The organism is Enterobacter sp. FB, assembly GCF_000805795.1.
Lineage (GTDB): Bacteria > Pseudomonadota > Gammaproteobacteria > Enterobacterales > Enterobacteriaceae > Enterobacter > Enterobacter roggenkampii.
In genome coordinates this window covers 1,625,397-1,652,346 of the sequence record NZ_JSZC01000013.1, presented here as the reverse complement: position 1 = coordinate 1,652,346, position 26,950 = coordinate 1,625,397, and the positions used below count along the sequence as shown (strand labels likewise).

The window sequence follows — 26,950 nt, the reverse complement described above, 5'->3', positions numbered from 1 at the left end:
ATGGCTGATATTCGTCATGCGCAGTGCCATTGTGGCGCGGTGGCCTTTACCGTTGCGCTAACGGATGGCCTGAATACCGCGCGGCGCTGCAGTTGTTCCTTTTGTCGCATGCGGGGTGCGGTCGTCGTCTCTGCGCCGCTGTCAGGGATTACCGTGACCAAAGGTGAAGATAAGCTCACGGAGTACCGCTTCAATACGGGAACAGCACGGCACTTTTTCTGCTCGGTGTGCGGAATTTACACGTTCCATCAGCGGCGTTCTAATCCAAACGAATACGGCGTGAATGTGGCCTGCTTTGATAACGTCTCACCGTTCGATTTCCCTGAAGTGACGGTGATGGACGGGGTTAACCATCCCTCGGATGGAGATAGCGGGGTGTTTGGCTACCTCTCTTTTCGCAAGAAAGGAACAGGTCAGGCGTAATTGCCGCCTGGCCACTCTGTAATCAGCCTGGCTATAGTGGAGTGTGGTTATCAGAAACAGGAGAAACTATGCTCTGTGTTGAAAAAGACGATCCGCGTGAGGCCCCTGAATCAGGTGATAAAAAGCCTCAACCCGTAAAAAAATAACGCAACCTGTGCGTTTTCCCGCCACCGGCACTGCTGGTGGCTTTTCATTTCTCAGGGAATACTGTTAACCGCCATCCAGGTGGTTCAACACAGCACTGAGATGCCCGACAATATCAGCAAAATCAAAAATTAACGCCATCCAGATGAGCGCTAAAAGAGTTAGTACGACAACGGATACACGACCAAACAACGCTGTTATCCTTAGTGATGGAAAGGCTATCACCTGAGTTTAAACAGCTTTACCTCAACTTACCCTCAACCACGTGATTTCAGAACCTGCTTTTTGTGACGAACGTCAAGAGATGGGTGAGCCCGCATACTGATGCGGGCTCTGGCAATCAGAACTGGTAAACCAGGCCCAGTGCCACGACATCATCCGTGCCGATGCCGTTGTTTTTGTAGAAGCTGTCATCTTCATCCAGCAGGTTGATTTTGTAATCAACGTAGGTGGACATGTTTTTGTTGAAGTAATAGGTTGCGCCGACGTCAGCGTACTTAACCAAATCCTGGTCGCCCTGGCCGTTGCCAAGGTCCTTGCCTTTAGACTGCAGGTAGGAAAGGGACGGACGCAGGCCGAAGTCGAACTGGTACTGTGCGGTCACTTCGAAGTTCTGGGTTTTGTTCGCCACGGCGTCGGTGTTATCACCGTACGGCGTCATATTGCGGGTTTCAGAGTACATTGCCGCCAGATAGATGTTATTGGCGTCATATTTCAGGCCCGCAGTCCATGCATCTGCTTTGTCACCGCCCGCAGTGGTATTCATCACCTGCTCGTTGGTACGGTCAGAAGAGGTGTAGGCTGCACCTGCGGTAATACCCATGCCGAAGTCATAGGTGGTAGAGATACCGAAGCCGTCGCCGTTCTCGTGACGCGTGTCGCGTCCATTGTTGGTGCCTTCCTGATTGTTGCTGGCATCTTCATTTTTGCCCTGATACTGCAGCGCAAAGTTCAGACCCTGCACCAGACCATAGAAGTCGGTGTTACGGTAGGTTGCCACGCCGTTGGCGCGGCCGGTCATGAAGTTGTCGGCTTTGGTGTAGGAGTCGCCGCCGAACTCAGGCAGCATATCGGTCCAGCCTTCCACGTCGTACAGTACGCCATAGTTACGACCGTAATCGAAGGAACCGTAGTCGCCCACTTTGATACCGGCGAAGGCCAGACGCGTCCAGGATTGGTTATCAGACCCTTCGGTGTTATTGGCCTGAATGTTGTATTCCCACTGTGCGTAGCCAGTCATCATGTCGTTGATCTGGGTTTCGCCTTTGAAGCCCAGACGCATGTAGGTTTGATCCCCGTCAGCACCTTTATCGTCGGAGAAATAGTGCAGACCATCTACTTTTCCGTACAGATCTAATTTGTTACCGTCTTTATTATAAATCTCTGCTGCATGAGTTGCGCCAGCCATTAACAGAGCCGGAATCATCAGGGCCAGTACTTTTCTTTGCATTTTGATATTCCTTTGCGGTTGTTTTTATTTAATTACCTGTTGAACTTTCCGAATACGAAAGTTGTCTCATGCTAAATCACTCCCGTGTAAGAGTAATAAATTATAATTGTTACGAACTAAGTAAAATCTAAACTGAATACATCAACGGTAATGGTCATTGGTTTGGTGAATGCTTTAAGGCTAAACATAATAAATTAAAATTATTAATCAGGTGTGAATTAAGCTATTCTTGATGGCGTTATATGCCTTTAAGATTATTTATCCATAATTCGCATGAATAATATTTAGGGAACTAAATAGATATTTAATGATTATCTGGATTCGCCCGGTGTGAATACACCGGGTTTTTTTATGGCAAAAAAATGCCCGGACGCGCCGGGCAGAGAGACTAGTCGCTGGTCGATTTTTCGGCTTTACCCGCCAGCTGCGCCAGGAAGTCATACCGTTTTTGCAGATCCGCCGCAGCGTCTTTCCATAGCTGTTCGGCCACTTCCGGCTGCTGCGCGTTAAGGCGACGGAAGCGCTGTTCCTGCATTAACGTCTCGGCCAGAGCATCTGACGGCGGACGCGAATCCAGCGCCAGCGGTAATTTACCCTCGTCCGCACGGCGCGGATCGAACCGGTACAGCGGCCAGAAGCCGGTCGCGGTTAGCTGTCGCATCTGATCGTGGCTGAGTGCCAGGTCGTAGCCATGCTCTTCACACGGGCTGTAGGCAATGATCAGCGACGGGCCGGGATACGCTTCCGCCTCCTGGATCGCCTTCACCGTCTGGTTAAGCTGTGCCCCCAGCGAGATTTGCGCGACGTAAACGTGACCGTACATCATCATGCTCACCCCGAGATCTTTGCGTGCCTTGCGTTTCCCGTGCTCACCGAATTTCGTGACGGCACCCAGCGGCGTGGCTTTCGACGCCTGACCACCGGTGTTGGAATAACACTGCGTATCCAGCACCAGGATATTGACGTTTTCGGTCAGGCTTAGCACGTGGTCCAGCCCGCCAAAGCCGATGTCATAAGCCCAGCCGTCGCCGCCAATCAGCCAGATCGATTTTTCGACCAGGGCGTCCGCGTCGGTCAGCAGCTGTTCAGCGCCCGCCACGCCCTGAAGCGCCTGACGCAGCTCTGCAACCTGCTCACGACGTACCTCTGGCGTCGCGTCGGCGTGAAGCGCGTCATTGAGCCCGGCGGGGATCTGCCCGGCAAACTGCTCCAGCAGGCGCATCACGCGCGCGCGGTGCTGGTCAACGGTCAGGCGGAAGCCCAGACCAAATTCGGCGTTATCCTCGAACAGCGAGTTGGCCCACGCGGGACCGCGGCCGTTGGCGTCAGTGGTATACGGCGTAGAGGGCAGGTTGCCGCCATAGATAGACGAACAGCCGGTGGCGTTGGCAATCAGCATCCTGTCACCGTACAGCTGGGTAAGCAGCTTGATATACGGTGTTTCACCGCAGCCCGAGCAGGCACCGGAGTATTCAAACAGTGGCGTGATCAGCTGCGAAGTGCGAATATCAATGCGTTCCAGTTTGCTGCGATCGATTTCCGGCAGATTCAGGAAGAAGTCATAATTCACTTTCTCTTCTTCGACGTGCTCCAGACGCGACATCATATTGATGGCTTTAATCTCCGGGTTCTGCCTGTCTTTCGCCGGACAAACCTCGACGCACAGGTTACAGCCGGTGCAGTCTTCCGGCGCGACCTGCAGAACGTATTTCTGTCCGCGCATATCGCGGGATTTTACATCCAGGGAATGCAGGCTGGCCGGGGCGGCCTCCATCTCTTCCGGCGACACTACTTTGGCACGAATGGCAGAGTGCGGGCAGGCCGCCACGCAGTGGTTGCACTGGGTACACAGATCTTCTTTCCAGATGGGGATCGCTTCGGCGATGTTGCGTTTTTCCCAGCGGGTGGTGCCCATCGGCCAGGTGCCATCCGGCGGTAGGGCAGAGACGGGCAGGGCATCACCCAGCCCGGCCAGCATCGCCGCCGTCACGGTCTTCACGAAATCAGGTGCCGCATCAGACACCACCGGAGGGCGGTTCGGGCTTGCGGCATTGACCGGCTGCAGCGGGACCTCAAACAGCGACTCGCGCGCCAGGGCCAGCGCCTGCCAGTTACGCTCGACCAGCTCCTGGCCCTTGCTGCTGTAGCTTTTGGCAATCGCGCCCTGCAGTTCCGCCAGCGCGCTGTCGCCCGGCAGGATATTCGTCAGATGGAAGAAGGCCATCTGCATAACGGTATTGATACGCGCGGCAAGGCCACATTCGCGGGCAATTTTCGCCGCGTTAACCACATAGAAACGGGCTTTTTTCTGGTTCAGCACCGCCTGCACTTCCTGCGGCAGGCGCGACCAGACTTCATCCGCGCTGTATGGCGTATTCAGGAGGAAAATACCGCCAGGCTTCAGGCGCTCGGCCATCTGGTACTTATCAATGAACTGCAGCTGGTGACAGCCAACAAAATCAGCCTGAGAAATTAGATACGCAGAGCGGATGGGCTGTTCGCTCACCCGCAGGTGGGAAACGGTCAGGCCGCCGGCTTTCTTGGAGTCATAGACGAAGTACCCCTGGGCGTACCACGGCGTGGAGTTCCCGATGATTTTGATGTTGTTTTTGGTCGCGGAGACGCTGCCGTCACTGCCCAGACCATAGAACAGCGCCTCGAGTTTGGCGGTCGAGGGCAGGGTGTTTTCCGGCAACGTCAGGGACAGATTCGTCACATCATCATAAATGCCGACGGTAAAGCGCGGCTTGGGCTTCGCTTCGCTGAGCTCGTTGAAGACCGCCAGCACGCAGTCCGGTCCGAACTCTTTGGAGGACAAACCGTAACGCCCCCCGATCGCGCGCGGCAGCGTTTCACGTTCGCCATGATTAAAGGCCTCGGCCAGGGCGGTCATCACATCCAGATACAGCGGTTCCGCCTGCGCGCCCGGCTCTTTGGTGCGATCGAGCACCGCAACGGTACGCGCGCTTTCCGGCAGCGCAGTGAGCAGATGTTTCGCCGAGAACGGCCGATAGAGACGCACTTTCAGCACGCCAACTTTTTCGCCGCGCGTCAGCAGCTCATCAACAACTTCCTCGCAGGTGCCAATGGCCGATCCCATCAGCACAATGACCCGTTCCGCCTGCGGATGGCCGTAATACTCAAAGGGTTTGTATTCCCGACCCGTTGCGGCAGCAAAGTCATTCATCGCCTGTTCAACATGGTCGTAAACCGCGTTGTACCACGGGTTGGTGGCCTCGCGGGACTGGAAATAGGTATCCGGGTTCGCCGACGTGCCGCGAATCACCGGGTGTTCCGGATTCAGCGCGCGGGCGCGATGCGCGTCGATGTCCGCCTGCGGAAGCAGATTCAGAATTGTCTCGTCAGCCAGCGGGACGATTTTGTTAATTTCGTGGGACGTACGGAAACCATCAAAGAAATGAATAAACGGCACCCGGCTTTTGAGCGTGGCGATATGCGAAATCAGGGCAAAGTCCTGGGCTTCCTGAACGCTGCTGGCGCACAGCATCGCGCAGCCGGTCTGGCGAACGGCCATCACGTCAGAATGATCGCCAAAGATAGAGAGCGCGTGGGTGGCAACGGTACGCGCAGCGACGTGCAGAACGAAGGGAGTCAGTTGTCCGGCAAGTTTGTACAGCGTCGGGATCATTAATAACAATCCCTGGGAAGAGGTAAACGACGTGGAAAGCGCGCCGGTCTGAAGCGCGCCGTGGACCGTGGCAATCGCACCGGCTTCCGACTGCATTTCAACCACTCGCGGGACATCGCCCCAGACGTTTTTTAACCCGTTACCCGCCCAGGCGTCCGCCTGCTCAGCCATGGTAGAACTTGGCGTAATCGGGTAGATGGCGATAACTTCACTGGTGCGAAACGCGACTGAGGCAACTGCACCATTACCGTCAATAGTTTGCATAGGACAACACCCTTACATTGCGCAAAAAAATAGGGGTCTGTATTACGGCAACAAACCCTGAATATTATCTGTGTATTCTAGCAAACGGGGGATTTTTCGATTTTCGCTTTTGTGTCCTCGTTATTCCTGCCATCAATGTGTAGATCAAACTTTTGGCAGAAAAATTGCGAGAAATTGTTTCAGGAGCGCATAAATACGCACTTCCGCTCTCGACGACACGGGATGGGATGCCTATTATGCATAGGTTTCGCATTATTCATGGGGGAGAGAGCATGCGCTCAGCATTTTTGGTAGGGTGTGCCGCATTATTGTTGTCGGCATGCAGCAGTGAACCTGTCCAGCAGGCAACGGCCGCGCACGTGGTGCCGGGTATGAAAGCCGCGATGTCCAGCTCCGGTCAGGCCAACTGCGCGATGATTGGCGGTTCGCTGTCGGTAGCTCGCCAGCTTGATGGTTCAGCTATTGGGATGTGCGCCTTGCCAAACGGCAAACGCTGCAGTGAACAGTCGCTTGCCGTTGGAACCTGCGGTAACTACTGATTATTCTGCACGCTTAAACATCAGCGTTTTATCAGCTGTCGCCAGCGTTAACTGGTCTTCAGTCAGGTCGACCTGCGCACCTTTACGCAGCATGTCGCCGATGGCCTGATCCAGCTCGTTAAGCTGCGGCTCACTACAGAGCTTGCGCGTCATGGCCAGCGTTTTCACCTTCAGCTCGCCTTCGGACAATTTCCCCTGTCCGTTGAAGCGGTTACACATCTGACCAGAAACGCTGATGTTATTCACCAGACTGATATCTGGCAGTGCGCTAAAACCGATCTCAGGTTGCGTTGTCGCGGTCTTCACGGCCTTACCGTCCACACTTTCCAGCACAAAGCGGTGGTTCTTAAGTTGCTCCGGCTGAACGGAGGCTTTACCCGGATTAACGCAGCCGGTAAGGACAAGACTGATAACACTTAACGCAATGAGCTTTTTCATTTTTCTTCTCAAACTATAAACACTGTGAATCTTTTTCCAGTGTAACGATACTCTGCCATGCGTTAATGGGGTTTATCTGAAAGTGCGGGGAGGATCCGGGCAACGCAGCGGTTGCCCGGGATGACGTTAATGTGATTTAAACCCTGCCGCCGTCATCAGCATACGGAAGAGCATACTGACCGCAGCCAGCGCCAGTACGCTGCCGCCCCAGATAATGGCCAGCCACAGTAATCTTTTCCAGACCGGTTGTTGCATCAGTGATAACCCTCCCCATGCTGAACTTTGCCGCGAAATACGTAGTAACTCCAGAAGGTGTAGACCAGAATAACGGGAATGATCAACAGCGCGCCGACCAGCATAAAGCCCTGGCTTTGCGTCGGTGCGGCGGCCTGCCACAGGGTGATTGACGGTGGAATGATGTGCGGCCAGATGCTGATCCCAAGCCCGCTAAAGCCGAGGAAGATCAGCCCCAGCGTCAGGATAAACGGTCGGCTATGGCTGTCGGGATTATTCAGGCAGCGCCACTGATACAAACTAAAAATCACCACCAGGGCCGGGACGGGCAGCAGATAGAACAGGTTCGGCAGCGTAAACCAGCGCGCCGCGATGGCCGGCTGCGCCAGCGGTGTCCAGAGGCTGATCGCCGCAATAAACGCCAGCAGCACGATTAACAGGGTTTTCGATACCTGACGCATCCGATGTTGCAATGCATTTTCGCTTTTCATCACCAGCCAGGTCGAGCCTAACAGCGCGTAGGCGACCACCAGGCCCGCGCCGCAAAACAGGTTAAACGCGGTAAACCAGTCAAAGGGGCCGCCGGTATAGGCCCGGCCGGTGACGGTAAAGCCGTTAATGACGGCGCCCACCGTCACGCCCTGGGTAAACGTCGCCAGGATCGAACCGCCAATAAACGCTTTATCCCAGAAGGGGCGGTGCGCCGGCGTAGCTTTAAAGCGAAACTCAAATGCCACCCCGCGGAAAATAAGTCCGATCAGCATTAATGTCAGCGGAATGGTGAGGGCATCGATAATCACGGCGTAGGCCAGCGGAAAGGCGCCGAACAGGGCGGCCCCGCCAAGCACCAGCCAGGTTTCATTCCCGTCCCAGACCGGCGCGACGCTGTTAACCATCACATCGCGATCGTCGGCGTTCTGCGTGGCCGGGAACAGAATGCCAATCCCCAGATCAAAACCGTCCATCACGATATACATCAGCGTGGCAAAGACGATGATCACAAACCAGATAATGGAAAGATCGATACCCATTACGGCTGCTCCTTATGTTCAGTTGTGACGGCAGAAAGCGGGCGCGCCGGACGTCCGTCGGACTCGGTGGCGAAAGATTCATGCGGCTGCGGGCCTTTTCGGATGAGGCGCACCATATAGCTGTAACCCACGCCAAATACCGAAGTGTAAACGACGAAGAAGGCCAGCAGGCTCACGCTCATATGCAAATCGCCATGGGCAGAAACCGCATCCTTCGTGCGCTGGAGCCCATAGACCACCCACGGCTGGCGGCCCACTTCGGTGGTGATCCACCCGGCCAGAATAGCAATCAGCCCGGAGGGCCCCATCAGCAGGGCAAACCACAGGAAAGGACGGGAAGAATAAATGCGCTTTTTATAGCGCAGCCAGAGTGCCGTTACCCCAAGCAGCAGCATCAGCATGCCCAGGCCCGCCATAATGCGGAACGACCAGAAGACGATGGTGGAATTTGGGCGGTCTTCCTTTGGAAACTCTTTGAGCGCCGGAACCTGTTTATCCAGACTGTGTGTCAGAATAAGGCTTCCCAGCGCCGGGATCTCCAGCCCAAAGCGGGTGCGCTCCTGTTCCATATCCGGCCAGCCAAACAGCAGTAGCGGGGTAGGCTCGCCCGGTGGATTTTCCCAGTGACCTTCAATGGCGGCAATTTTCGCGGGCTGGTGCTTTAAGGTGTTCAGCCCGTGCATATCACCCACCATGGCCTGGAGGGGCGCGACAATCAGCGTCATCCACAGCGCCATTGAAAACATTGCCCGGATGGCGGGGGTATTATTCCCGCGCAGCAGATGCCATGCCGCGGATGCGCCAACAAACAGGGCGCTGCTCAGGAACGCGGCTATCGACATGTGCAGCAGGCGGTAAGGGAAGGAGGGGTTAAACACCACGGCGAACCAGTCCACCGGTACCACCTGACCGTTGACGATCTCATAGCCCTGCGGGGTTTGCATCCAGCTGTTGGAGGAGAGGATCCAAAAGGTGGAAATAATGGTCCCCAGTGCCACCATGCAGGTGGAAAAGAAGTGCAGCCTCGGCCCTACTTTATTCCAGCCGAACAGCATCACGCCGAGGAACCCGGCTTCGAGGAAGAAGGCGGTAAGCACTTCATAGGTCAGAAGCGGGCCGGTAATACTGCCCGCAAACTGCGAAAAGCCGCTCCAGTTGGTGCCAAACTGGTAGGCCATCACCAGCCCGGAGACCACGCCCATGCCAAAGTTGACGGCAAAAATCTTCGACCAGAAATGGTATAGCGAGCGCCAGACCGGATTTTTTGTTTTCAGCCACAGCCCTTCGAGCACGGCAAGGTAGCTTGCGAGACCAATGGTGATGGCCGGGAAAATAATGTGGAAGGATACGGTAAAGGCAAACTGTATCCGCGCAAGGTGAAAAGCATCCAAACCAAACATGCACAACCTCAATGTCAAACGGTGTGCTGTTATGGTATAGGGGCGAAGATCGGACGAGCAGACGCAGAAAAGCGAATTTTAACCATAACAGTTGGCGTAAATTTCACGCTTTAGCCATCTGATATACCTCGCCGTTGTGGAATAAAAACATTCTTTTTATGTATTTTCCGCATTAAACCGCTTGCTTTGTCGTCAGCGTCGTGCGTTAATGGCCTTCTGGTTTTGAGTCCAAATAAATATCTGACGTAGTTTTATAAAGCAGTTCTCATCACGTTGTGCCTCTCCGCAGCCTCTCTTGGGTCTTTATCTACATTCCGATTCGTTTTGTTTAAAACCATTATGCCCAATCGGCCCATTAGTAATTTACGTTTTTACGTTTCAGGAGAAACCTATGACTTCATATATCCATTTTCGCTGCCCATGCTGTCATGGCTCGCAGTACCGTACCTCAGCCTTTGACGTGTCTGAGAAAAACCCGTTTGGCGCGAAATGCATTTTTTGCAAATCGTCGATGATCACGCTCGACCACCTGGCCGCCGCGCGTTCCGCTCAGAGCCACGTGACCGAATACCGTAAGTAATTCATCTTCCAGACTATAACAGTTCGCTAAATCTTCTCTTTTTCTCCTGCTGATATACACTGTCGGTCTTAAGGAGAATCTGATGAAAAAATACCAGCGTCTGGCGCAACAAATTATCTCGCAGATTGAGCTTGGCGTATGGCTGCCGGGCGATAAGCTGCCTTCCCTGCGAGAGCAGGTGGCAAGCAGCGGCATGAGTTTTATGACCGTTGGCCACGCGTATCAGATGCTGGAAAGTCAGGGGCGCATTGTCGCCAGACCGCAGTCGGGCTATTACGTTGCCTCGCGCCCGACCGCACAACAGCCTGCGCCACCCGCTCAGGTGATGCGTGACGAAGCGGTGGATATCAATACCTACATCTTCGACGTCTTACAGGCCAGCCGCGACCCGTCCGTTGTTCCTTTTGCTTCCGCGTTTCCCGACCCCAGGCTTTTCCCGCTTCAGCAGCTCAACCGTTCGCTGGCAAACGTCAGCAAAACCGCGACGGCGATGAGCGTGATTGAGAACCTGCCGCCGGGAAACGTCGATCTCCGCCACGCCATTGCCCGCCGCTACGCGCAGCAGGGGATGAACATCTCCCCGGAAGAGATCGTGATCACCGCAGGCGCGCTCGAAGCGCTGAATCTTAGCCTTCAGGCGGTAACCGAGCCGGGTGACTGGGTGATTGTCGAAAACCCCTGTTTTTACGGTGCGCTGCAGGCGCTGGAACGCCTGAAGCTCAAAGCGTTGTCGATTGCGACGGACGTTCGCGAGGGGATCGATCTCAATGCCTTAGAGCAGGCGCTGAATGAATACCCGGTTAAAGCCTGCTGGATCATGACTAACAGCCAAAACCCGCTCGGCTTCACGCTGAGCACGGAGAAAAAAGCCCAGCTTGTCGCCCTGTTAACCCAGCATAATGTCCCGCTGATTGAAGATGACGTCTACAGCGAGCTCTATTTTGGACGTGAAAAGCCGCTCCCGGCGAAAGCGTGGGATCGTCAGGACATGACGCTACACTGCTCGTCCTTTTCAAAATGTCTGGTGGCCGGTTTTCGCATCGGCTGGGTGGCGGCAGGAAAACACGCGCGACGCATTCAGCAGCTGCAGCTGATGAGCACGCTTTCAACCAGTTCTCCCATGCAGCTGGCGCTGGTGGATTACCTGGCGACCAAACGCTACGACGCCCACCTGCGCCGCCTGCGGCGTACGCTGGCCGAGCGAAAGCAGCAGGCCTGGCAGTCACTTCTTCGCCATATGCCTGCAGGCGTTAAAATTCACCATAACGACAGCGGCTACTTTTTATGGCTGGAACTGCCGGCACAGCTGGACGCGGGGCTGCTGAGCGAAAAGGCCTTAACGCACCACATCAGCATTGCTCCCGGAAAAATGTTTTCCACCTCTGACGCGTGGACGCCGTTCTTTCGTTTTAATACCTCCTGGGCCTGGGGAGAGCGGGAAGAGCAGGCGGTCATTCAGTTAGGAAAATTAATTAGCACGATGCTGGAATAATCCTTTCTCCGTTATTTAAATAATCAATTCTTATCCTGATGACGGCGCTGCGACTATTTCGCGGTGACCCGTCATAGGAAATCTGCATACCGTCTCTCGCGCCTAACCCCTTGTCTATAATCCAGTTAACGGGGAATGCGCCCTCGGTCACACCTTGATGAAATTTCCTGAAGCCGAACGGTGCGGCGCATTTGCGCGGTCTACGTTTAATAAGGGAGATATTTTTACGGCACGGCTGCCGCTAAATTTCATTGCGACAGGAGTAACTCTTATGAGCAAAAAATTTGCCCGCAGCAGCCTGTGCGCGCTCGGCATGACTATCATGGCCGCGCAAGCCGCAGAACCACCAAAGGCCATTGGCGACGGGGAAGGTCGACTGGATATTATCGCCTGGCCGGGATACATCGAGCGGGGGCAGACGGATAAAAACTACGACTGGGTCACCCAGTTTGAAAAAGAGACCGGGTGTGCGGTTAACGTCAAAACGGCGGCCACGTCGGATGAAATGGTCAGCCTGATGGCGAAAGGGGGATATGACCTGGTGACCGCCTCAGGCGATGCCTCCCTGCGGCTGATCATGGGCAAACGCGTCCAGCCGATTAACCCCGATCTTATCCCCAACTGGAAAACCCTCGACGAGCGGATTGTGAAAGGGGAATGGTTTAACGTCGGCGGTAAAGTCTACGGCACGCCGTACCAGTGGGGGCCAAACCTGCTGATGTACAACACCAAAACCTTCCCGACGCCGCCGGACAGCTGGAGCGTCGTCTTTACCAAACAGGATCTGCCGGACGGTAAAACCAATCAGGGACGCGTGCAGGCGTATGACGGCCCGATTTATATCGCCGATGCGGCGCTGTTTGTCAAAGCGACCCAGCCGCAGTTGGGTATCAAAGACCCTTACCAGCTCACCGAAGCACAGTATGCCGCCGTGCTGAAAGTGCTGCGCGACCAGCATGCGCTGATCCACCGCTACTGGCATGACACCACCGTCCAGATGAGCGATTTCAAAAACGAGGGCGTGGTGGCCTCCAGCGCCTGGCCGTATCAGGCGAATGCCCTGAAGGCCGAGAACCAGCCTATTGCCACCGTCTTCCCGAAAGAGGGGGTGACAGGCTGGGCGGACACCACCATGCTCCACGCGCAGGCTAAACACCCGATGTGCGCCTACAAATGGATGAACTGGTCGCTGACGCCGAAAGTGCAGGGCGATCTGGCTGCATGGTTTGGTTCCCTGCCCGTGGTGCCGGAAGGGTGTAAAGCCAGCACGCTGCTGGGCGATAAAGGCTGCGAAACAAACGGTTATAATGAGTTCGACAAAATCATGTTCTGGAAAACCCCCATCGCAGAAGGCGGCAAATTTGTCCCTTACAGCCGCTGGACGCAGGATTACATCGCCATCATGGGCGGTCGTTAATTGCCCGGGAGCAGAACATGACGTACGCAGTCGAGTTTAACAATGTTTCCCGTCTGTACGGCGACGTCCGGGCGGTGGATGGGGTCACCATTGCGATCCGCGACGGAGAGTTTTTCTCCATGCTGGGGCCTTCGGGCTCCGGCAAAACCACCTGCCTGCGTCTGATCGCCGGTTTTGAACAGCTGTCAGGCGGGACGATTTCCATCTTCGGCAAAGAGGCGAGCGAACTGCCCCCCTGGGAGCGGGACGTGAACACCGTGTTTCAGGACTATGCGCTGTTCCCGCATATGTCGATCCTCGACAATGTCGCCTACGGGCTGATGGTCAAAGGCGTCGACAAGAAAAAACGCCATGCGCAGGCCCGCGATGCTCTGGAAAAAGTGGGCCTGAGTTTTGCCATCGCCCGCAAACCTTCGCAACTTTCCGGCGGCCAGCGTCAGCGTGTCGCCATCGCCCGCGCGCTGGTGAATGAACCGCGCGTCCTGCTGCTGGACGAGCCTTTAGGGGCACTCGATCTCAAGCTGCGGGAACAAATGCAGTTCGAGCTGAAGAAACTTCAGCAGGAACTCGGCATCACCTTTATTTTTGTCACCCACGATCAGGGCGAGGCCCTTTCCATGTCGGACCGGGTGGCGGTGTTCAATAACGGGCGCATCGAGCAGGTGGATACCCCACGCGATCTCTACATGCGTCCGCGCACGCCGTTTGTCGCCGGTTTTGTCGGCACCTCCAACGTTTTTGATGCGGGCCTTGCGCAGACGCTTTGCGGCATGGAGGGCACCTTTTCCCTGCGCCCTGAACATATTCGCCTTAATGAACAGGGTGACGTTCAGGTTCAGGGCGTCGTGCAGGCCGTACAGTATCAGGGGGCTGCCACGCGTCTGGAGCTGAAGCTCGCCGATGGCGCCAAACTGCTGGTGAGCCAGGCTAACTTCAGTGACGCCTCGCCGCTGAGCGGCATTGCGCCGGGGCAGGCGGTCATGGCGTCATGGTCGCGCGAGGCGATGATCCGCCTTCACGAGGAGAGGTGAAATGGATATGAGCGTTGCGCATCCTCCCGCCCCGCGCGGCCGTCTGAGCCGCATGACGGCCCTGTTCTGGCGAAAGCCGTCGCTCGGTCTGTTCCTGCTTCTGCTTGCGCCGCTGATGTGGTTTGGCATCGTCTATTTAGGGTCGCTGCTGACGCTGCTGTGGCAGGGGTTTTACACCTTTGACGATTTCACCATGGCGGTCACGCCGGATCTCACGCTGGCGAACATTCAGGCGCTCTTCAACCCGGCAAACTACGACATCATCCTGCGCACGTTAACGATGGCGATTGCGGTGACCATTGCCAGCGCCATCCTTGCGTTCCCGATGGCCTGGTACATGGCGCGATACACCAGCGGCAAGTGGAAAGCGTTTTTCTATATCGCCGTGATGCTGCCAATGTGGGCGAGCTATATCGTTAAAGCCTACGCCTGGACGCTGCTGCTGGCGAAGGACGGCGTGGCCCAGTGGTTTCTCAGCCATCTCGGCCTGGAGCCGATTCTGACCTCAATCCTGACGCTCCCGGCAGTTGGCGGCAACACCTTGTCCACCTCCGGGCTGGGACGGTTTCTGGTGTTCGTGTACATCTGGCTGCCGTTTATGATCCTGCCCGTCCAGGCGGCGCTGGAACGCCTTCCGGCCTCGCTGCTGCAGGCCTCAGCCGACCTCGGCGCGCGTCCCCGGCAGACGTTCCGCTATGTCGTTCTGCCGCTGGCCATCCCGGGCATTGCGGCGGGTTCAATCTTCACCTTTTCCCTGACGCTGGGGGACTTCATCGTTCCACAGCTGGTGGGGCCGCCGGGCTACTTCATTGGTAATATGGTCTACTCCCAGCAGGGCGCTATCGGCAATATGCCGATGGCCGCCGCGTTCACGCTGGTACCTATCGTGCTGATTTCTCTTTATCTGGCGTTCGTGAAACGTCTGGGAGCATTCGATGCACTCTGAACGCGCACCGCTGTTCCTGAAAGTGGCAGCCTGGGGAGGCGTCATCTTCCTGCACTTCCCGCTGCTGATCATCGCGACCTATGCCTTCAACACCGAGGACGCCGCCTTCAGCTTTCCGCCGCAGGGGCTGACGCTGAAGTGGTTTAGCGTGGCGGCGGGGCGCGGCGATATCATCGATTCCGTGACGTTGTCACTTCAGATTGCCGCGCTCTCTACCGCTATTGCCCTTGTGCTTGGCACGCTTGCTGCAGCGGCGCTGTGGCGAAGCGCGTTTTTTGGCAAGAATGCGATCTCTCTGCTGCTGCTGTTGCCGATTGCGTTACCGGGGATCATCACCGGCCTGGCGCTGCTGACGGCTTTCAAAACGATCAATCTTGAGCCGGGGTTTTTCACCATCGTGGTCGGACACGCCACCTTCTGTGTGGTGGTGGTGTTTAACAACGTGATTGCCCGGTTCAGACGCACCTCCTGGAGCCTGGTGGAAGCGTCAATGGATCTCGGGGCTGACTGGTGGCAAACCTTCCGCTATGTGGTGCTGCCCAATCTGGGTTCCGCGCTGCTGGCCGGGGGAATGCTGGCGTTTGCCCTGTCGTTTGACGAGATCATCGTCACAACGTTTACGGCGGGACACGAGCGCACGTTACCGCTGTGGTTGCTCAATCAGCTCGGGCGTCCGCGCGACGTGCCCGTCACCAACGTCGTGGCTCTGCTGGTGATGCTGGTGACAACTATCCCCATTCTGGGAGCCTGGTGGCTAACCCGCGACGGCGAAAACATTGCTGGCAGCGGGAAATAACAGTGATTTCAACAGGAAAATGCTATGCAAAAACATCTGCTGATAAACGGTGAGCTGGTTGCCGGAGAGGGTGAAAAACAGCCGGTTTATAACCCGGCCACTGGAGAGGTATTGCTGGAAATTGCTGAGGCGTCAGCGGCCCAGGTCGACGCGGCGGTGCTGGCGGCTGACCGTGCTTTTGCGGCGTGGGGACAAACGACGCCGAAAACCCGCGCCGAGTGCCTGCTGAAGCTGGCGGATGCGATTGAAGCGCACGGTGAGGCGTTTGCCCGGCTCGAGTCCCTCAACTGCGGCAAGCCGCTGCACTGCGCGCTGGGGGATGAAATTCCGGCGGTGGTCGACGTTTTCCGTTTCTTTGCCGGGGCCGCCCGCTGCCTGAACGGTCTGGCAGCGGGCGAGTACCTTGACGGCCACACGTCGATGATTCGCCGCGATCCGGTGGGCGTGGTGGCCTCTATCGCGCCGTGGAACTACCCGCTGATGATGGCAGCCTGGAAGCTGGCCCCCGCGCTGGCGGCAGGGAACTGCGTGGTGATAAAGCCCTCTGAGATCACGCCCCTGACCGCGCTGAAGCTGGCAGAGCTGGCAAAAGATATCTTCCCGGCGGGCGTTCTGAACGTGCTGTTTGGTCGCGGGAAAACGGTCGGCGACCCGCTCACCGGGCACGAGAAGGTCCGCATGGTTTCGCTGACCGGTTCGATTGCGACCGGGGAACATATCATCGGCCATACGGCGTCCTCGATTAAACGCACCCATATGGAGCTGGGCGGCAAAGCGCCGGTGATCGTGTTTGATGATGCCGATCTGGATGCGGTGGTTGAAGGGGTGCGGACGTTTGGCTTCTACAATGCCGGACAGGACTGTACGGCGGCCTGCCGCATTTATGCCCAGAAGGGAATCTATGCCCAACTGGTGGAAAAGCTGGGCGCCGCGGTTGCCAGCCTTAAAATGGGTGCGCCGGAAGACACCTCGACCGAACTGGGACCGCTCAGCTCGGCCGCCCATCTGTCACGCGTCTGTCAGGCCGTCGATGAGGCGAAAGCGCTCGGCCATATCCGGGTTGTCACCGGCGGGAGCAAAAAAGAGGGGGCGGGCTACTACTTCCAGCCAACCCTGCTGGCGGGAGCAAAACAGGACGACGCCATCGTTCAGCGCGAGGTGTTTGGCCCGGTGGTGAGCGTCACCGAGTTTGATGACGAGGCGCAGGTGCTGGCCTGGGCAAACGACTCGCAATACGGCCTGGCGTCATCGGTCTGGACCAAAGACGTGGGGCGCGCCCATCGCCTGAGCGCGCGCCTGCAGTACGGCTGCACCTGGGTGAATACCCATTTTATGCTGGTGAGCGAAATGCCGCACGGCGGCATGAAATTATCGGGCTACGGGAAAGATATGTCGGTGTACGGGCTTGAGGATTATACGGTTGTCCGGCATGTCATGATCAAACACTGATCCGCTTAGCCTGGCCGCTTGCGCGGTCAGGCGTTCTCTTTGCCCGCCAGATGTGTTACGTAAGATACTCAATTGTTATTAGCCATAATTTTTAAGTGGTTATTCTGTAACGAAAAAACTTGATCTGTGTCAACATATGACGCATATTGCGTGCGGTTATTTTTTCGGCTCTGGTATACAGAATGACGTTGTATCAAAAGATGTTGGTTTTTTACGCAATCATGGCTTCCATCTGCGCGTTAATCACCTGGTTCCTCTCAAAAGACCGCAAACGTATCCGCCTGCTGAGCGCTTTCCTGGTGGGGTCAACCTGGCCAATGAGCTTTCCCGTTGCGCTGCTGGTCTCGCTTTTCTGAAGCACGCTTCCAGTTTTAAAAGATGAACATAGCATTCCTGATGTGATAACTGTATAAATAAACAGTGCATCGTAAAAGGAGTGCTTATGAACAGTTTTTACTCGCAACAGGCCGGTTGCACCGTGCGCTGGCACGACTTGCCCGGCTCCGGCGATCCCGTGGTGTTCATTCACGGGCTGGGCTGCGCCGCTTCCTATGAATATCCCCGCGTCGTTTGTGACCCGCTTTTTGGCGCGCGCAGAGCGATTCTCATCGACTTGCCCGGCAGCGGCTACAGCGATAAGCCTGAGCACTACAGCTATAAAACCACCGACCAGGCGCACGTTGTGGCGGAGCTGATTGACCATCTTAAACTGGATTCCTTCTGGTTATACGGCCACAGCATGGGCGGCAGTATTGCTATCGAAACGGCGGGGCTGCTGGCTACGCGCGTGAAGGGGCTGATGGTGTCAGAACCCAATTTTCACGCGGGTGGGGGGATGTTCAGCCGGTCAATCGCGGCGCAAAGCGAGCAACAGTTTCTGGAGCAGGGTTACGACGCCATGCTCAGCGCAGAAAAAACCGCGTGGGCAGGGTGCCTGCAGAGCAATGCGGCTTATGCCGTCTGGCGCGGTGCATCCAGCCTGGTGGCGGGCGTTGAACCGGAATGGGAAGCGCAGTTTCTGTCACTTCCTTGCCCGGTAACGTTGATTTTTGGCGAGCTCTCTCTGCCGGATGACGATGTGGAAAATCTGCAACAGAAAGGCGTTGAGGTAAAAATTATCCCTGCGGCGGGGCACTCTATGTCGTGGGAAAACCCCTCTGCGCTGGCGCAGGCATTAGCCGGGTGTATGACGATGTAATTATTGTGCAATGTATCATCGTGGCGAAATGTAGGCCGGGTAAGCGCAGCGCCACCCGGCAAGAAGGCGGCTACATTATTAAAGCCCGTAGTGCCTGACGAGCGTCAGGCTGAACATCATGCGGGTGCTGGTAATCAATGTTCTCGATCGCGCGGCTATAGAGCGCGACCAGCCAGTCGTAAACGTACGCGGTAGCCGCATGGACCGGCTGTTCACCCAGACGCGTCAGGCGGGGCTCGGCGCTACTGACCACTGGCGTGACGAAGATGGCCTGCCCCTTGCGGATGCGGCTTGCCGGGCGCGTCGCCACGGGCGTCTTGTCGTAACCCAGCCAGCCAATGAAATTGCCCATCACGGCATGCAGTTGCGCAGCGCTACTCTTATCCGCTTCGACAATTCGCTGCAGCTGCTGAGGCAGATCCAGCCGGTAGCTTGTGACTACCAGCACATCCGCAATTTGCTGCAATACCGCAGGATCCATCCCAAGACGGGCGGCTGTCGCCTCGTTGCGGCTCCACTGGCGCAGATGATTTATCCAGACTTTGTGCGCCAGGCGCGCTTTGTCTTTGGTCTGGTACAGACCGGCGCTTTCCTGGGCGTTCTCGGCAAACAGGTCAATGGTATCCGTAAATAGCCCGTTAACCTGCTCCTCGCGCGGCTGCTGAACGGCCAACAGCGTTTCAAAGGCCTTCAGCGGCGGCAGCAGGCCTTCAAGCAGCTCGCCGTGGCGGGCGGCACTGCTTTGCAGCGTGCGCACCATGTTTTCTGCCTGAGTGCGTCGGATACCTGGCTCCTCAACCAGCGGTGCCAGGTAGCTTTGCATCATCGCCGAGAGCTCCAGACGCAGCGCGTTTTTGAGCGTGCCGAGACGCTTCTGTCGCTGCGCGGGCAGCGTGGCCTGAGACAGCCACTCAATGACGCGCTGCATGCTGTGGCTGTCCAGAGCCTGTAGCGTGCCCCAGCGCAAGCCGGGCTTCCCGAGCAGATGCTGTACGGCTTCATCGAGATTCTGCCGGGTGGTAAAGCGAGCGTCGTGCGGGGTGATCGCCCACACCAGACCCGGCAGGGCAGATTCTTCAGCAGGCTGCGTCTCCCTGACCCAGTTCATTAACACTTTTGCTTTTTTGGCCGTCTGTTCGTGCTGCGCCGTCGCGTTGCAGATGACCAGCACATCCGGCTGGAGCTGTTGACGGTAGTGCTCAAGCAGCCACTGGGATTTTGCCTGGCGTAGCGGATCGGCATGGCGGTCTTCAAACACCGGGATATCAATGATATCGACATTATCCAGCGCGCCGTTCTCAACCGGAAGTACCAGCTCGCGGGTCAGGAAGGCCAGCACATCGACGGGGAGGCTGATGGCGTTCAGCATCTCACCGTTGTTCAGCGGATGGAGAAGCGTCTCTTGCGTATTCTGCAGCGCTACCGAGCCGTCGTGCGTCAGGAACCCTTCGCCAGGCAGCCCGAAGCTGTCCACCAGCAGGCTAAGGGGGGCCGCAATCTCGCTGGCATGGCTGGTCTGGTGCAGCACATGGGCCAGATTTAACCACTGCTGGGTCAGTTCCTGCTGCTCGCCCCACAGCAGCGACCAGACGCTGGCGCGGGTGCTGAGATCGAGCGAAGGCACCAGTTGGGCGAACTCGTGCCACAGGGCATCATCAATTTGCTGTTTCGCGGCGGGTACCGTGCTCTGCCAGAAGCGGGCAATCGCCCCCACGTCCTGCGCCGTGATGCCGGGCACGCTCTGCGGCTGGCGCAGCCCGCGCCATTTCTCCAGACGGGTCTCGATGACCGCCTTATCCACCACGCGCATCTGCGGATGCAGCGTCGTGCGGGCAATAAACAGCTGCACCAGCTCGGCCTCGGTGACCAGGCTCAGGCGCAGCGGAAACGCCTCGTCAAGCGCCGCCGGGGTTTCCCGGGTGAAGCGGACGGCCATGTTGGTCAGGGCATGTCCCGGATTGATATGCGAAAAATAGTCAAAGGTGCGCTGGCCTGGCGTCACGTTCAGGCGTCCATTGCCGCTGCCGCACAGCGACAACAGCAGGTGCGCTTTCGCGCTCTGCGAATGGCCGTAAAGCCCGATGCTGCTCTGGCGGGTCATGGCGCGTTCAATGGCCTGCTCGCGCGCCTGCGCCGCGTTGATGCGGGCAAGCAGGGCGTCGGCATCGTTATCCAGCACGGGGGCGTTCAGGCGCGTCTCGTTGATCCACCCGATTAAGGCCTGAGTGGTGGTGGTCGTCGCTGTCATTTCAGGTATACGCTCCCGCTGTCGATCCAGTAGTGGCTGCCGCTGTGTCGGCGGTCGGCCAGGGTATTCAGTTTGAAGGTTAAGGCGTCAGGCGCCACCGGCGTGCCGTCCTGCAGCCAGGCATCGCTCAGCTCGAAGGCCTCCGGGCCTTCCTGCTTGCTGCCGCCGCAGAGTTTGAGCCGCACGTTCAGCACGCCGTCGCCGGCAATCGCTTTTGCCAGTTCGGCCGAGTTAATGCTGAGCGTGTAGAGCGGCGTGGCAGGCCAGCGCGCGTTCGCCAGCTGGCGGAAGCCGAGGGTGACGTTACCGCGCAGCGGGAAGTGCAGACGCGCGTCAAGCTTCGCGCCGGGTTTATCGAGATCGATATCCTGATACCAGACGTTTTCCTCGCGAAGGGTATTGACGGTGTTATCCAGCACGCCCAGATAGCGCACGGTGGAATACGCGCCAATGTCCGCGGCTTTAAAGTTGAAGCGCGGCAGACGCAGGTCAAGCGCAAGGCTGCAGAGCATGGCCCCCACGGCTGCGGTCGATTTCGGGTTGCCAATGCGCCCCTGCTGGCTGAACGGATACCACTCATGCACCTGGTATTTATCCAGCCAGACGATGCGGTTGACCGGCACCGGCTGCAGGTGGCGAATCAGCGCCTGAACGCCAGGCAGGCAGCCCGGGCGTCCGGTGATCAGCAGAATGTCGCAGCTGTAATGGGAGATCGCCTCACACACCGCGTGGAGCGGGGAGGCCAGCGTAAACTGCCCGGCCAGCATCGCATCCTGCATTTCGCGGAAATTGACGTGCAGCGGCACGGCGAAGAGGTCAAAAGCGTCAGAACCCGCAGGCAGGGCATGGTCGATCGCCTGCTGCAGATAGTTCATCACGTTGCGGGTCGGCTTCTGCGGCAGGAGATCGCCAAAGGTGGCGTGCAGACCAGCCAGCGGATCGTCAACGTCGCTGGACTCCCACCCGGCAAGAATCGCATGGCCAAGCGGCATAAACAGCTGCAGCGCCGTCTGCTGGCGCAGTACGGCCTGGGTATCAATGCGCCCGGAGTCGCCGAACAGTGAAGCCATCACCAGCGAGGCGTCTGCGATACCGGATTTTTGCAGCTGCGTTTGCAGGGCGGGCAACACGTAGCGCTGAATTACGTCCAGAAGCGTATCGTCGCCCGCGACCTTAAACCCTTCCCGGAACAGCAGCTGCGGGGTGATTTTGACGTTATTGCCGGAGCCGTCGTCCAGCTGGTAATGGGTGATCGCCATATCCGTTGTGCCGCCGCCGATGTCGATGGACGCGACGCGCAGCGCGCGTCCCGGCTGGCTGCCCGGCACAGGCTCACGGTCCGGACGGGCAAGGGAGGCGAAGAAGGCCTCGGTCTGGCCGCCAAAGCGGGAGATGGCTTCGTTATACAGCCAGACCAGTTGACCGCAGCTGGCTTCATCCCACTCCATCTGGATTTCCGGTACCGGCACCACGCTTTTTTCCTGCTGTTTGCGGGTGACAAAATCCTCATCCTGCGGGTGCCAGCCCATCGCTTTCCAGACAATGGCGATGGCTTCAAACATGCGGCGACGGAAGATCTCACGCTCCTGCTTTGGCATCGCGGAGGGCAGCGTCAGGATCAGCGTGCGCAGCTGGCGCGGCGAGGCAGGGAAGCCCAGGCGCAGGCGCGTGGCGACGCTGTTGATCTGCCCCAGCGCCTGTGCCAGCAGCTCGCACAGCATGTGGGTCATCAGGGTGCTGCGGCTGTATTGCGGCGAGAAGACCGGCAGGCGCTCGTCCTGCGGCAGCGTGAAGAGCGGCTCGCCGTCATCGTTCATCAGGTTCATCAGCGGGAACGCGGTGGCAAGCGGTTCACGCTGGGTCTTGCTGTTCATCTGGCTAAAGCGCCAGTCCTGCACGACCGGGGTTTCATCCCACAGGTAGCGACGCGGGCTGGAGATACCGCTGTTGCCCTCGGTGCCCAGACGCTGCATCGCCAGCTTGCGGGCTTCATCACCTACGCGGACAATCGACGGCCAGACAAAGGCATCTTCGCGACCGCTTTCCACCGAGAAGTGCTGCTTGCCAAAACGCGCTTCCGAAAAATCGAGACGGCTGGTGAACAGCGGTTCGTTCAGGAACTGCGGCTCGCTGAGCGATCGGACCTGCAGCTCGGCGGTCTGGCGCAGCCCATCGTTGGCATCGCCGTGGTCTTCAATAATGACGCCGCAGGTGTGGGTATTGCCCACGTCGAGGATCAGGTCGACCGGAATGGCAGGCGTGCTGAGCGTATGGGTGACAAATTTTACTTCCGGCACGGTGAGCTGTTCACCGAGCATGGTCAGCAGGTTGAGCCAGTGGGCCTGATACTCAAAGCTGCGCATCGCCTGCTGCAGGTCGCGTTCAGAGCGGTTCTCAACGCCGTCGGCATACTGGGTAAACGCCTCGCGCAGCCAGCCGTCAATCCAGGTCTGATCGAGGAAGCTGTCTACCTCGCTATCGCGCCACGCCAGCGCGAAGCGGGTGCCGTTCAGAATATCGTTTTCCACCGGAGAGAGCGCGGACGTGGCATGGTCGGCAATCTGGCTGTCAAGCGCGAGGGTCACGCGGTGGGTATTGCCTGCCGTGTCGGGGGTCTCAAGCTTGCGCACCTGAACGCGGGCCCAGTTATCCGGCCCTTCCACAAACGTCCGCGGCGGGTTGAAGCGCAGGAAAGGAACCGGAAGCCAGACGCCATCCAGTACCGCCAGCGACTGATGCAGCGGGATAGTGGTTTCCGGCTTGACCACTTCAGGCTGGCCGCCGTTCATGCCGGGCAGGGTATAGCGACCGTTGACCAGGTCGAAATCGAGGCGCAACAGCGGGCCGTTCGCGGTTTTACGTACGAAGCGCCCGTTGCTGGCGGAGTCCTGCGGCGTCAGACCGAAATCGAGGAACTGCACGCCGCTGTTGGCAATAAGCGTGACGCTTTGTTTATAGTCGCAAAGATTTACCAGCATAGGATCAGGCACCTGCTTTCTTGAACGTCAGTGGGACGACGGTGTTGGCATCATAACGGGCGCGACATTCTGCGATATCGCTGGTGCCTGCTTTACAGGCCACTTCCGGCATCGGGTAGCGGGAACCGTCGGTGCATCGGGCAGTACCGCGACTCTTAATCATCAGCTCGCCATTGCTGTGCAGCCCGGAGAAGACCTCCGCGCGGCAGACAATGTTGTCGCCGTGGACAACGCGGGCGAAACCTTTGTTGTTCTGGATCTGATAGCGCAGCGACGGCGGCTTGCCGGTCACCGGATCCTTCACGTCGAGGATGGCGCGCCAGGTGCCGTTCAGGAAGCGCGTCGATCCCGCTTTCACCTGATTCGCTTCCATCACCATGGCGTCTTTCGGAATGGCGACAATCACCACCGGAGCGGGTTGTGACGCAGCTTCAGCCGGAGCCGCTTCTTTTTCTTTGCTGGCCACGACCTCTGCCTGATGCAGCGGTAACTTCATCGCCAGCGGTTCAACCGCCTTGATCGGCTTTGGCGCAATCTCCGCGGGTTCAGGTGCGGGCGCCGGGGCGGGCTCAGCGGAAGGCGCCTGTTTTGGCCACAGCAGCGGGGCGGCAACGGCGGCAACGATCACGGCGGCAACCGGCAGGGTCCACAGGGGAACGCGGCGCTTTTTCACGACGTTCGCCGGAGCAGGTTCCTGGACTGGTTGCGCAACGACGGGGGCCGGTTCGGGCTCATACAGCTCCTCCGGCGTAATACGCACTACCGTGGACGGGGCGATCAGCGGCTCGTCAGCGTGCTCAAAGGTCATCACCGGCTCTGGCTCAGGCTCGGGTTCAGGATCGTCAATCACAACGGGGGCTGGCTCAGGGATCAGGGACTCACGCAGGCAGTCGAGGACATCGTCGCGCGCGTTCTCGTTGAGGTTTACAAATCCCCAGAAGCTGATGACCGGCTTTCCGTCCACCAGGAAGAGGAAGTTTTCGCCCGGGAACTGAAATGCCTTCGACAGCAGAGAGCCAAAGAGCTGTTGCGCGGTTTTGGGCGACTGCAGGCATTTCTTGCTTAATGACTCGACGCTGGCGAGCGTGTTTTCCAGATAGCGCAGGGCGCGATAGCGATCATCTTCATCGGCCGCTTTCCAGCTGGTTACGCTCCCTTCAACCGGGGAATACCAGTCCACGCGGTCGCCGCTGTCGTTGACCTGAGGAATCGCCAGACAGTCGACGATGGCCTGTTGTTTGCGCAACCGGAGCGCTTCCCGGATTTGCAACGCTGATTCGAAAACGGCTTGTCCGCCGCCGCCAACGGCCTGAAAATCATCCAGATTACCGCTGCGTAAAAGAGTTTTTGCCACGATTTGATCCCATATACTTCTTCACACCATTACTTTAACGAACCGAGGACGCAACCAAACGGAGGAAGAGACGCTAAAAGCGCCGATTTCTTGCGGCATAGAAAGTGACGGTTGTGCTTGACGAATAATGGCACTTAAGGCAAATCGTCTCTCTGGGCGCTGGCGGTTAAAACAGCAAAAACCGCAGCTTTAGAATAACCTGATAGTGTTTCGTTATTTGCCAGGTCAAAACGCCTGTGCTGTTATTACTGTCCTATATAATAAAACTGTCAGGGTTATAACCATGTCTACAGGGAAAACACTGCTCGCCCTTGCGCTGAGCGCGCTGTTACCAGCCGGTGCCGCATGGGCGGCAAATAACGACACCCTTATTTACTGTTCAGAAGCCTCCCCCGAGTCCTTCAACCCGCAAATCGCCAGCTCTGGCCCGTCTTTTGTGGCCAGCTCTCAGGTGCTCTATAACCGTCTGATCAATTTCGACCCGGTGAAAAACACCCCGGTGCCGTCGCTGGCGGAGTCCTGGACGATTTCGCCGGACGGCAAGACCTATACCTTTACCCTGCGTAAAGGGGTGAAGTTCAACAGCAACAAATACTTCAAACCGACGCGCGATTTTAATGCCGATGACGTTATTTTCTCGGTCATGCGCCAGAAAGACCCTAAACACCCGTACCACAACGTGTCGCAGGGCAACTACGAATACTTTAACGATGTGGGTCTCGATAAGCTGATCCAGGACGTGAAAAAGGTCGATGACTACCACGTCCAGTTCACCCTCAGCGAACCCAACGCCGCGTTTCTGGCCGACTGGGGGATGGATTTCGCCTCGATTCTCTCCGCGGAATACGCCGACGCGATGCTGAAAAAAGGCACGCCTGAGAACGTGGACACCTGGCCGATTGGCACCGGGCCTTACGTGCTGCAGCAGTACAAAGTGGATTCGCTGATCCGCTACGTCGCGAACCCGAACTACTGGGAAGGCGAGGTGCCGACGAAGCATCTCATTTTCTCCATTACGCCAAACGTGGAAACCCGCCTGGCGAAGCTGCAGACCAACGAGTGCCAGATCATTCCTGCGCCATCCCCGGTTCAGTTTGACGCCATCAAGAACAACAAAGACCTGACGCTGCACGCCGTCGATGCGCTTAACGTCGGTTATCTGGCGTTTAACACCGAGAAAAAACCGTTTGATAACGTGCTGGTGCGTCAGGCGCTCAACTACGCGACCGACAAGAATGCCATCGTTAATGCGGTCTTTATGGGATCGGGCACGGTGGCAAAATCGCCGATCCCGCCAAATATGCTGGGCTTCAATAAAGACCTGAAGGACTACAGCTACGATCCTGAAAAAGCGAAAGCCCTGCTGAAGCAGGCGGGTCTGGAGAAGGGCGCGGAAGTCACGCTGTGGTCAATGCCGGTGCAGCGTCCGTATAACCCGAATTCGCGTCGTATCGCGGAGATGATCCAGAGCGACTGGGCGAAAGTCGGCGTTAAAGCCAAAATTGTCTCTTACGAGTGGGGCGAATATCTCTCCGGAATGCGTAAAGGCGAGCATGACTCCGCGCTGTTTGGCTGGATGTCCGACAACGGCGACCCGGACAACTTTGCCGACGTGCTGCTCGGCTGCAACAGCATTAAAACCGGCTCAAACGCCGCGCGCTGGTGCGATAAGGGGTATGATGCCCTGGTACAAAAAGCGAAGCTGACCAGCAGCCCGGCCGAGCGCGCGAAGCTCTATGGCCAGGCGCAGGAGATTTTCTATCAGCAGGCGCCGTGGATTGCGCTCGCCAACGGGAAAACGTTCTACGCGACCCGCAGCAACGTGACCGGGTACAGCGTAAGCCTGATGGGCAGCGATTTCTCAAAAGCGAAGCTGAACTAAGCCTTTT

Annotated in this window: 22 protein-coding genes; 13 read left to right on the top strand and 9 right to left on the bottom strand. The window is 57.4% G+C overall.

The window, feature by feature from the left end:
• Together PI91_RS14835 and PI91_RS26440 are read left to right on the top strand one after the other, a co-directional pair.
• Window positions 1–423 (top strand): GFA family protein, encoded by a 423-nt coding sequence (locus PI91_RS14835; protein ID WP_008501278.1) that lies wholly within the window; start codon window positions 1–3, stop codon window positions 421–423.
• Window positions 424–491: 68 nt separating this feature from the next.
• Window positions 492–569, top strand: coding sequence for a hypothetical protein (locus tag PI91_RS26440; RefSeq protein ID WP_223239581.1), 78 nt, complete (start codon window positions 492–494; stop codon window positions 567–569).
• 338 nt (window positions 570–907) lie between these two features.
• On the opposite strand, the gene ompC is transcribed toward PI91_RS26440, so the two are convergent.
• Window positions 908–2,017 carry a porin OmpC gene (gene ompC / locus PI91_RS14830; RefSeq protein ID WP_021240257.1) on the bottom strand — a complete coding sequence of 370 codons (1,110 nt, stop codon included), beginning with the start codon at window positions 2,015–2,017 and terminating at the stop codon, window positions 908–910.
• A 388-nt stretch (window positions 2,018–2,405) separates the two neighbouring features.
• Window positions 2,406–5,930, bottom strand: coding sequence for a pyruvate:ferredoxin (flavodoxin) oxidoreductase (nifJ, locus tag PI91_RS14825; protein ID WP_039266500.1), 3,525 nt, complete (start codon window positions 5,928–5,930; stop codon window positions 2,406–2,408).
• Between the two features lie 272 nt (window positions 5,931–6,202).
• On the opposite strand from nifJ, the gene PI91_RS14820 reads away from it, so the two are divergent.
• Entirely contained in the window at window positions 6,203–6,469 is a 267-nt protein-coding gene (locus PI91_RS14820) for a DUF333 domain-containing protein (RefSeq protein ID WP_008501281.1), read from the top strand.
• Here the strand turns inward: PI91_RS14820 and hslJ are convergent, their stop codons facing one another.
• The 4 genes from hslJ to PI91_RS14800 all read right to left on the bottom strand — a co-directional run bounded on the left by hslJ (window position 6,470) and on the right by PI91_RS14800 (window position 9,572).
• Complete coding sequence (gene hslJ, locus PI91_RS14815; RefSeq protein ID WP_008501282.1) at window positions 6,470–6,907, bottom strand: heat shock protein HslJ; 438 nt, start codon at window positions 6,905–6,907, stop codon at window positions 6,470–6,472.
• 126 nt (window positions 6,908–7,033) lie between these two features.
• Entirely contained in the window at window positions 7,034–7,162 is a 129-nt protein-coding gene (locus PI91_RS14810) for a DUF2474 domain-containing protein (RefSeq protein WP_008501283.1), read from the bottom strand.
• Window positions 7,162–8,172, bottom strand: a complete 1,011-nt coding sequence (gene cydB, locus PI91_RS14805; RefSeq protein WP_039266499.1) for a cytochrome d ubiquinol oxidase subunit II — start codon at window positions 8,170–8,172, stop codon at window positions 7,162–7,164. The genes PI91_RS14810 and cydB overlap by 1 nt, the downstream gene beginning before the upstream one ends.
• Window positions 8,172–9,572 carry a cytochrome ubiquinol oxidase subunit I gene (locus PI91_RS14800; protein ID WP_008501285.1) on the bottom strand — a complete coding sequence of 467 codons (1,401 nt, stop codon included), beginning with the start codon at window positions 9,570–9,572 and terminating at the stop codon, window positions 8,172–8,174. Before PI91_RS14800 ends, cydB begins: the two co-directional genes overlap by 1 nt.
• Window positions 9,573–9,963: 391 nt before the next feature.
• Between PI91_RS14800 and PI91_RS14795 the strand changes: the two genes are divergently transcribed.
• The 9 genes from PI91_RS14795 (at window position 9,964) to PI91_RS14755 (ending at window position 18,481) form a co-directional block, all read left to right on the top strand.
• Entirely contained in the window at window positions 9,964–10,152 is a 189-nt protein-coding gene (locus tag PI91_RS14795) for a hypothetical protein (protein WP_008501286.1), read from the top strand.
• A gap of 82 nt (window positions 10,153–10,234) precedes the next feature.
• Window positions 10,235–11,644 (top strand): PLP-dependent aminotransferase family protein, encoded by a 1,410-nt coding sequence (locus PI91_RS14790; protein ID WP_039266498.1) that lies wholly within the window; start codon window positions 10,235–10,237, stop codon window positions 11,642–11,644.
• A gap of 271 nt (window positions 11,645–11,915) precedes the next feature.
• Window positions 11,916–13,061 carry a putative ABC transporter substrate-binding protein YdcS gene (ydcS, locus tag PI91_RS14785; RefSeq protein ID WP_025910840.1) on the top strand — a complete coding sequence of 382 codons (1,146 nt, stop codon included), beginning with the start codon at window positions 11,916–11,918 and terminating at the stop codon, window positions 13,059–13,061.
• Window positions 13,062–13,078: 17 nt separating this feature from the next.
• The gene (locus PI91_RS14780; RefSeq protein ID WP_023344245.1) at window positions 13,079–14,092 is read left to right on the top strand and encodes an ABC transporter ATP-binding protein; all 1,014 of its coding nucleotides are present in this window, start codon (window positions 13,079–13,081) and stop codon (window positions 14,090–14,092) included.
• Between the two features lies 1 nt (window position 14,093).
• A complete protein-coding gene (locus PI91_RS14775; RefSeq protein WP_008501290.1) occupies window positions 14,094–15,038 on the top strand; it encodes an ABC transporter permease in 945 nt (314 codons plus the stop codon).
• A complete protein-coding gene (locus tag PI91_RS14770; protein ID WP_039266497.1) occupies window positions 15,028–15,834 on the top strand; it encodes an ABC transporter permease in 807 nt (268 codons plus the stop codon). The genes PI91_RS14775 and PI91_RS14770 overlap by 11 nt, the downstream gene beginning before the upstream one ends.
• A gap of 24 nt (window positions 15,835–15,858) precedes the next feature.
• Window positions 15,859–17,283: an aminobutyraldehyde dehydrogenase gene (gene patD / locus PI91_RS14765; RefSeq protein WP_021240249.1), complete on the top strand. Its 1,425-nt coding sequence runs from the start codon at window positions 15,859–15,861 to the stop codon at window positions 17,281–17,283.
• 182 nt (window positions 17,284–17,465) lie between these two features.
• Window positions 17,466–17,639 (top strand): GhoT/OrtT family toxin, encoded by a 174-nt coding sequence (locus tag PI91_RS14760; protein WP_013096478.1) that lies wholly within the window; start codon window positions 17,466–17,468, stop codon window positions 17,637–17,639.
• Between the two features lie 86 nt (window positions 17,640–17,725).
• The gene (locus tag PI91_RS14755) at window positions 17,726–18,481 is read left to right on the top strand and encodes an alpha/beta fold hydrolase (RefSeq protein WP_025910847.1); all 756 of its coding nucleotides are present in this window, start codon (window positions 17,726–17,728) and stop codon (window positions 18,479–18,481) included.
• Window positions 18,482–18,551: 70 nt separating this feature from the next.
• On the opposite strand, the gene PI91_RS14750 is transcribed toward PI91_RS14755, so the two are convergent.
• Genes PI91_RS14750 through PI91_RS14740 form a run of 3 tightly spaced genes read right to left on the bottom strand, consistent with a single transcriptional unit; the run spans window position 18,552 to window position 25,061 of the window.
• Entirely contained in the window at window positions 18,552–20,729 is a 2,178-nt protein-coding gene (locus PI91_RS14750; RefSeq protein ID WP_039266496.1) for a virulence factor SrfC family protein, read from the bottom strand.
• Window positions 20,726–23,707, bottom strand: coding sequence for a virulence factor SrfB (locus PI91_RS14745; protein ID WP_039266495.1), 2,982 nt, complete (start codon window positions 23,705–23,707; stop codon window positions 20,726–20,728). The genes PI91_RS14750 and PI91_RS14745 overlap by 4 nt, the downstream gene beginning before the upstream one ends.
• A 4-nt stretch (window positions 23,708–23,711) precedes the next feature.
• Window positions 23,712–25,061: an SrfA family protein gene (locus PI91_RS14740; protein ID WP_039266494.1), complete on the bottom strand. Its 1,350-nt coding sequence runs from the start codon at window positions 25,059–25,061 to the stop codon at window positions 23,712–23,714.
• 283 nt (window positions 25,062–25,344) lie between these two features.
• Between PI91_RS14740 and PI91_RS14735 the strand changes: the two genes are divergently transcribed.
• Window positions 25,345–26,943, top strand: coding sequence for an ABC transporter substrate-binding protein (locus PI91_RS14735; protein ID WP_039266493.1), 1,599 nt, complete (start codon window positions 25,345–25,347; stop codon window positions 26,941–26,943).
• Window positions 26,944–26,950: the final 7 nt, after the last annotated feature.

Excerpts from the sequence above, each read along its gene's own strand:
- cydB (WP_039266499.1), bottom strand. The coding sequence starts at position 8,172 with ATGGGTATCGATCTTTCCATTATCTGGTTTGTGATCATCGTCTTTGCC.
- PI91_RS14750 (WP_039266496.1), bottom strand. The coding sequence starts at position 20,729 with ATGACAGCGACGACCACCACCACTCAGGCCTTAATCGGGTGGATCAAC.
- PI91_RS14755 (WP_025910847.1), top strand. The coding sequence starts at position 17,726 with ATGAACAGTTTTTACTCGCAACAGGCCGGTTGCACCGTGCGCTGGCAC.
- PI91_RS14760 (WP_013096478.1), top strand. The coding sequence starts at position 17,466 with ATGACGTTGTATCAAAAGATGTTGGTTTTTTACGCAATCATGGCTTCC.
- PI91_RS26440 (WP_223239581.1), top strand. The coding sequence starts at position 492 with ATGCTCTGTGTTGAAAAAGACGATCCGCGTGAGGCCCCTGAATCAGGT.
- PI91_RS14835 (WP_008501278.1), top strand. The coding sequence starts at position 1 with ATGGCTGATATTCGTCATGCGCAGTGCCATTGTGGCGCGGTGGCCTTT.
- PI91_RS14780 (WP_023344245.1), top strand. The coding sequence starts at position 13,079 with ATGACGTACGCAGTCGAGTTTAACAATGTTTCCCGTCTGTACGGCGAC.
- PI91_RS14775 (WP_008501290.1), top strand. The coding sequence starts at position 14,094 with ATGGATATGAGCGTTGCGCATCCTCCCGCCCCGCGCGGCCGTCTGAGC.
- hslJ (WP_008501282.1), bottom strand. The coding sequence starts at position 6,907 with ATGAAAAAGCTCATTGCGTTAAGTGTTATCAGTCTTGTCCTTACCGGC.
- patD (WP_021240249.1), top strand. The coding sequence starts at position 15,859 with ATGCAAAAACATCTGCTGATAAACGGTGAGCTGGTTGCCGGAGAGGGT.
- PI91_RS14820 (WP_008501281.1), top strand. The coding sequence starts at position 6,203 with ATGCGCTCAGCATTTTTGGTAGGGTGTGCCGCATTATTGTTGTCGGCA.
- PI91_RS14795 (WP_008501286.1), top strand. The coding sequence starts at position 9,964 with ATGACTTCATATATCCATTTTCGCTGCCCATGCTGTCATGGCTCGCAG.
- nifJ (WP_039266500.1), bottom strand. The coding sequence starts at position 5,930 with ATGCAAACTATTGACGGTAATGGTGCAGTTGCCTCAGTCGCGTTTCGC.
- PI91_RS14735 (WP_039266493.1), top strand. The coding sequence starts at position 25,345 with ATGTCTACAGGGAAAACACTGCTCGCCCTTGCGCTGAGCGCGCTGTTA.
- PI91_RS14790 (WP_039266498.1), top strand. The coding sequence starts at position 10,235 with ATGAAAAAATACCAGCGTCTGGCGCAACAAATTATCTCGCAGATTGAG.
- PI91_RS14810 (WP_008501283.1), bottom strand. The coding sequence starts at position 7,162 with ATGCAACAACCGGTCTGGAAAAGATTACTGTGGCTGGCCATTATCTGG.
- PI91_RS14770 (WP_039266497.1), top strand. The coding sequence starts at position 15,028 with ATGCACTCTGAACGCGCACCGCTGTTCCTGAAAGTGGCAGCCTGGGGA.
- ompC (WP_021240257.1), bottom strand. The coding sequence starts at position 2,017 with ATGCAAAGAAAAGTACTGGCCCTGATGATTCCGGCTCTGTTAATGGCT.
- PI91_RS14745 (WP_039266495.1), bottom strand. The coding sequence starts at position 23,707 with ATGCTGGTAAATCTTTGCGACTATAAACAAAGCGTCACGCTTATTGCC.
- ydcS (WP_025910840.1), top strand. The coding sequence starts at position 11,916 with ATGAGCAAAAAATTTGCCCGCAGCAGCCTGTGCGCGCTCGGCATGACT.
- PI91_RS14800 (WP_008501285.1), bottom strand. The coding sequence starts at position 9,572 with ATGTTTGGTTTGGATGCTTTTCACCTTGCGCGGATACAGTTTGCCTTT.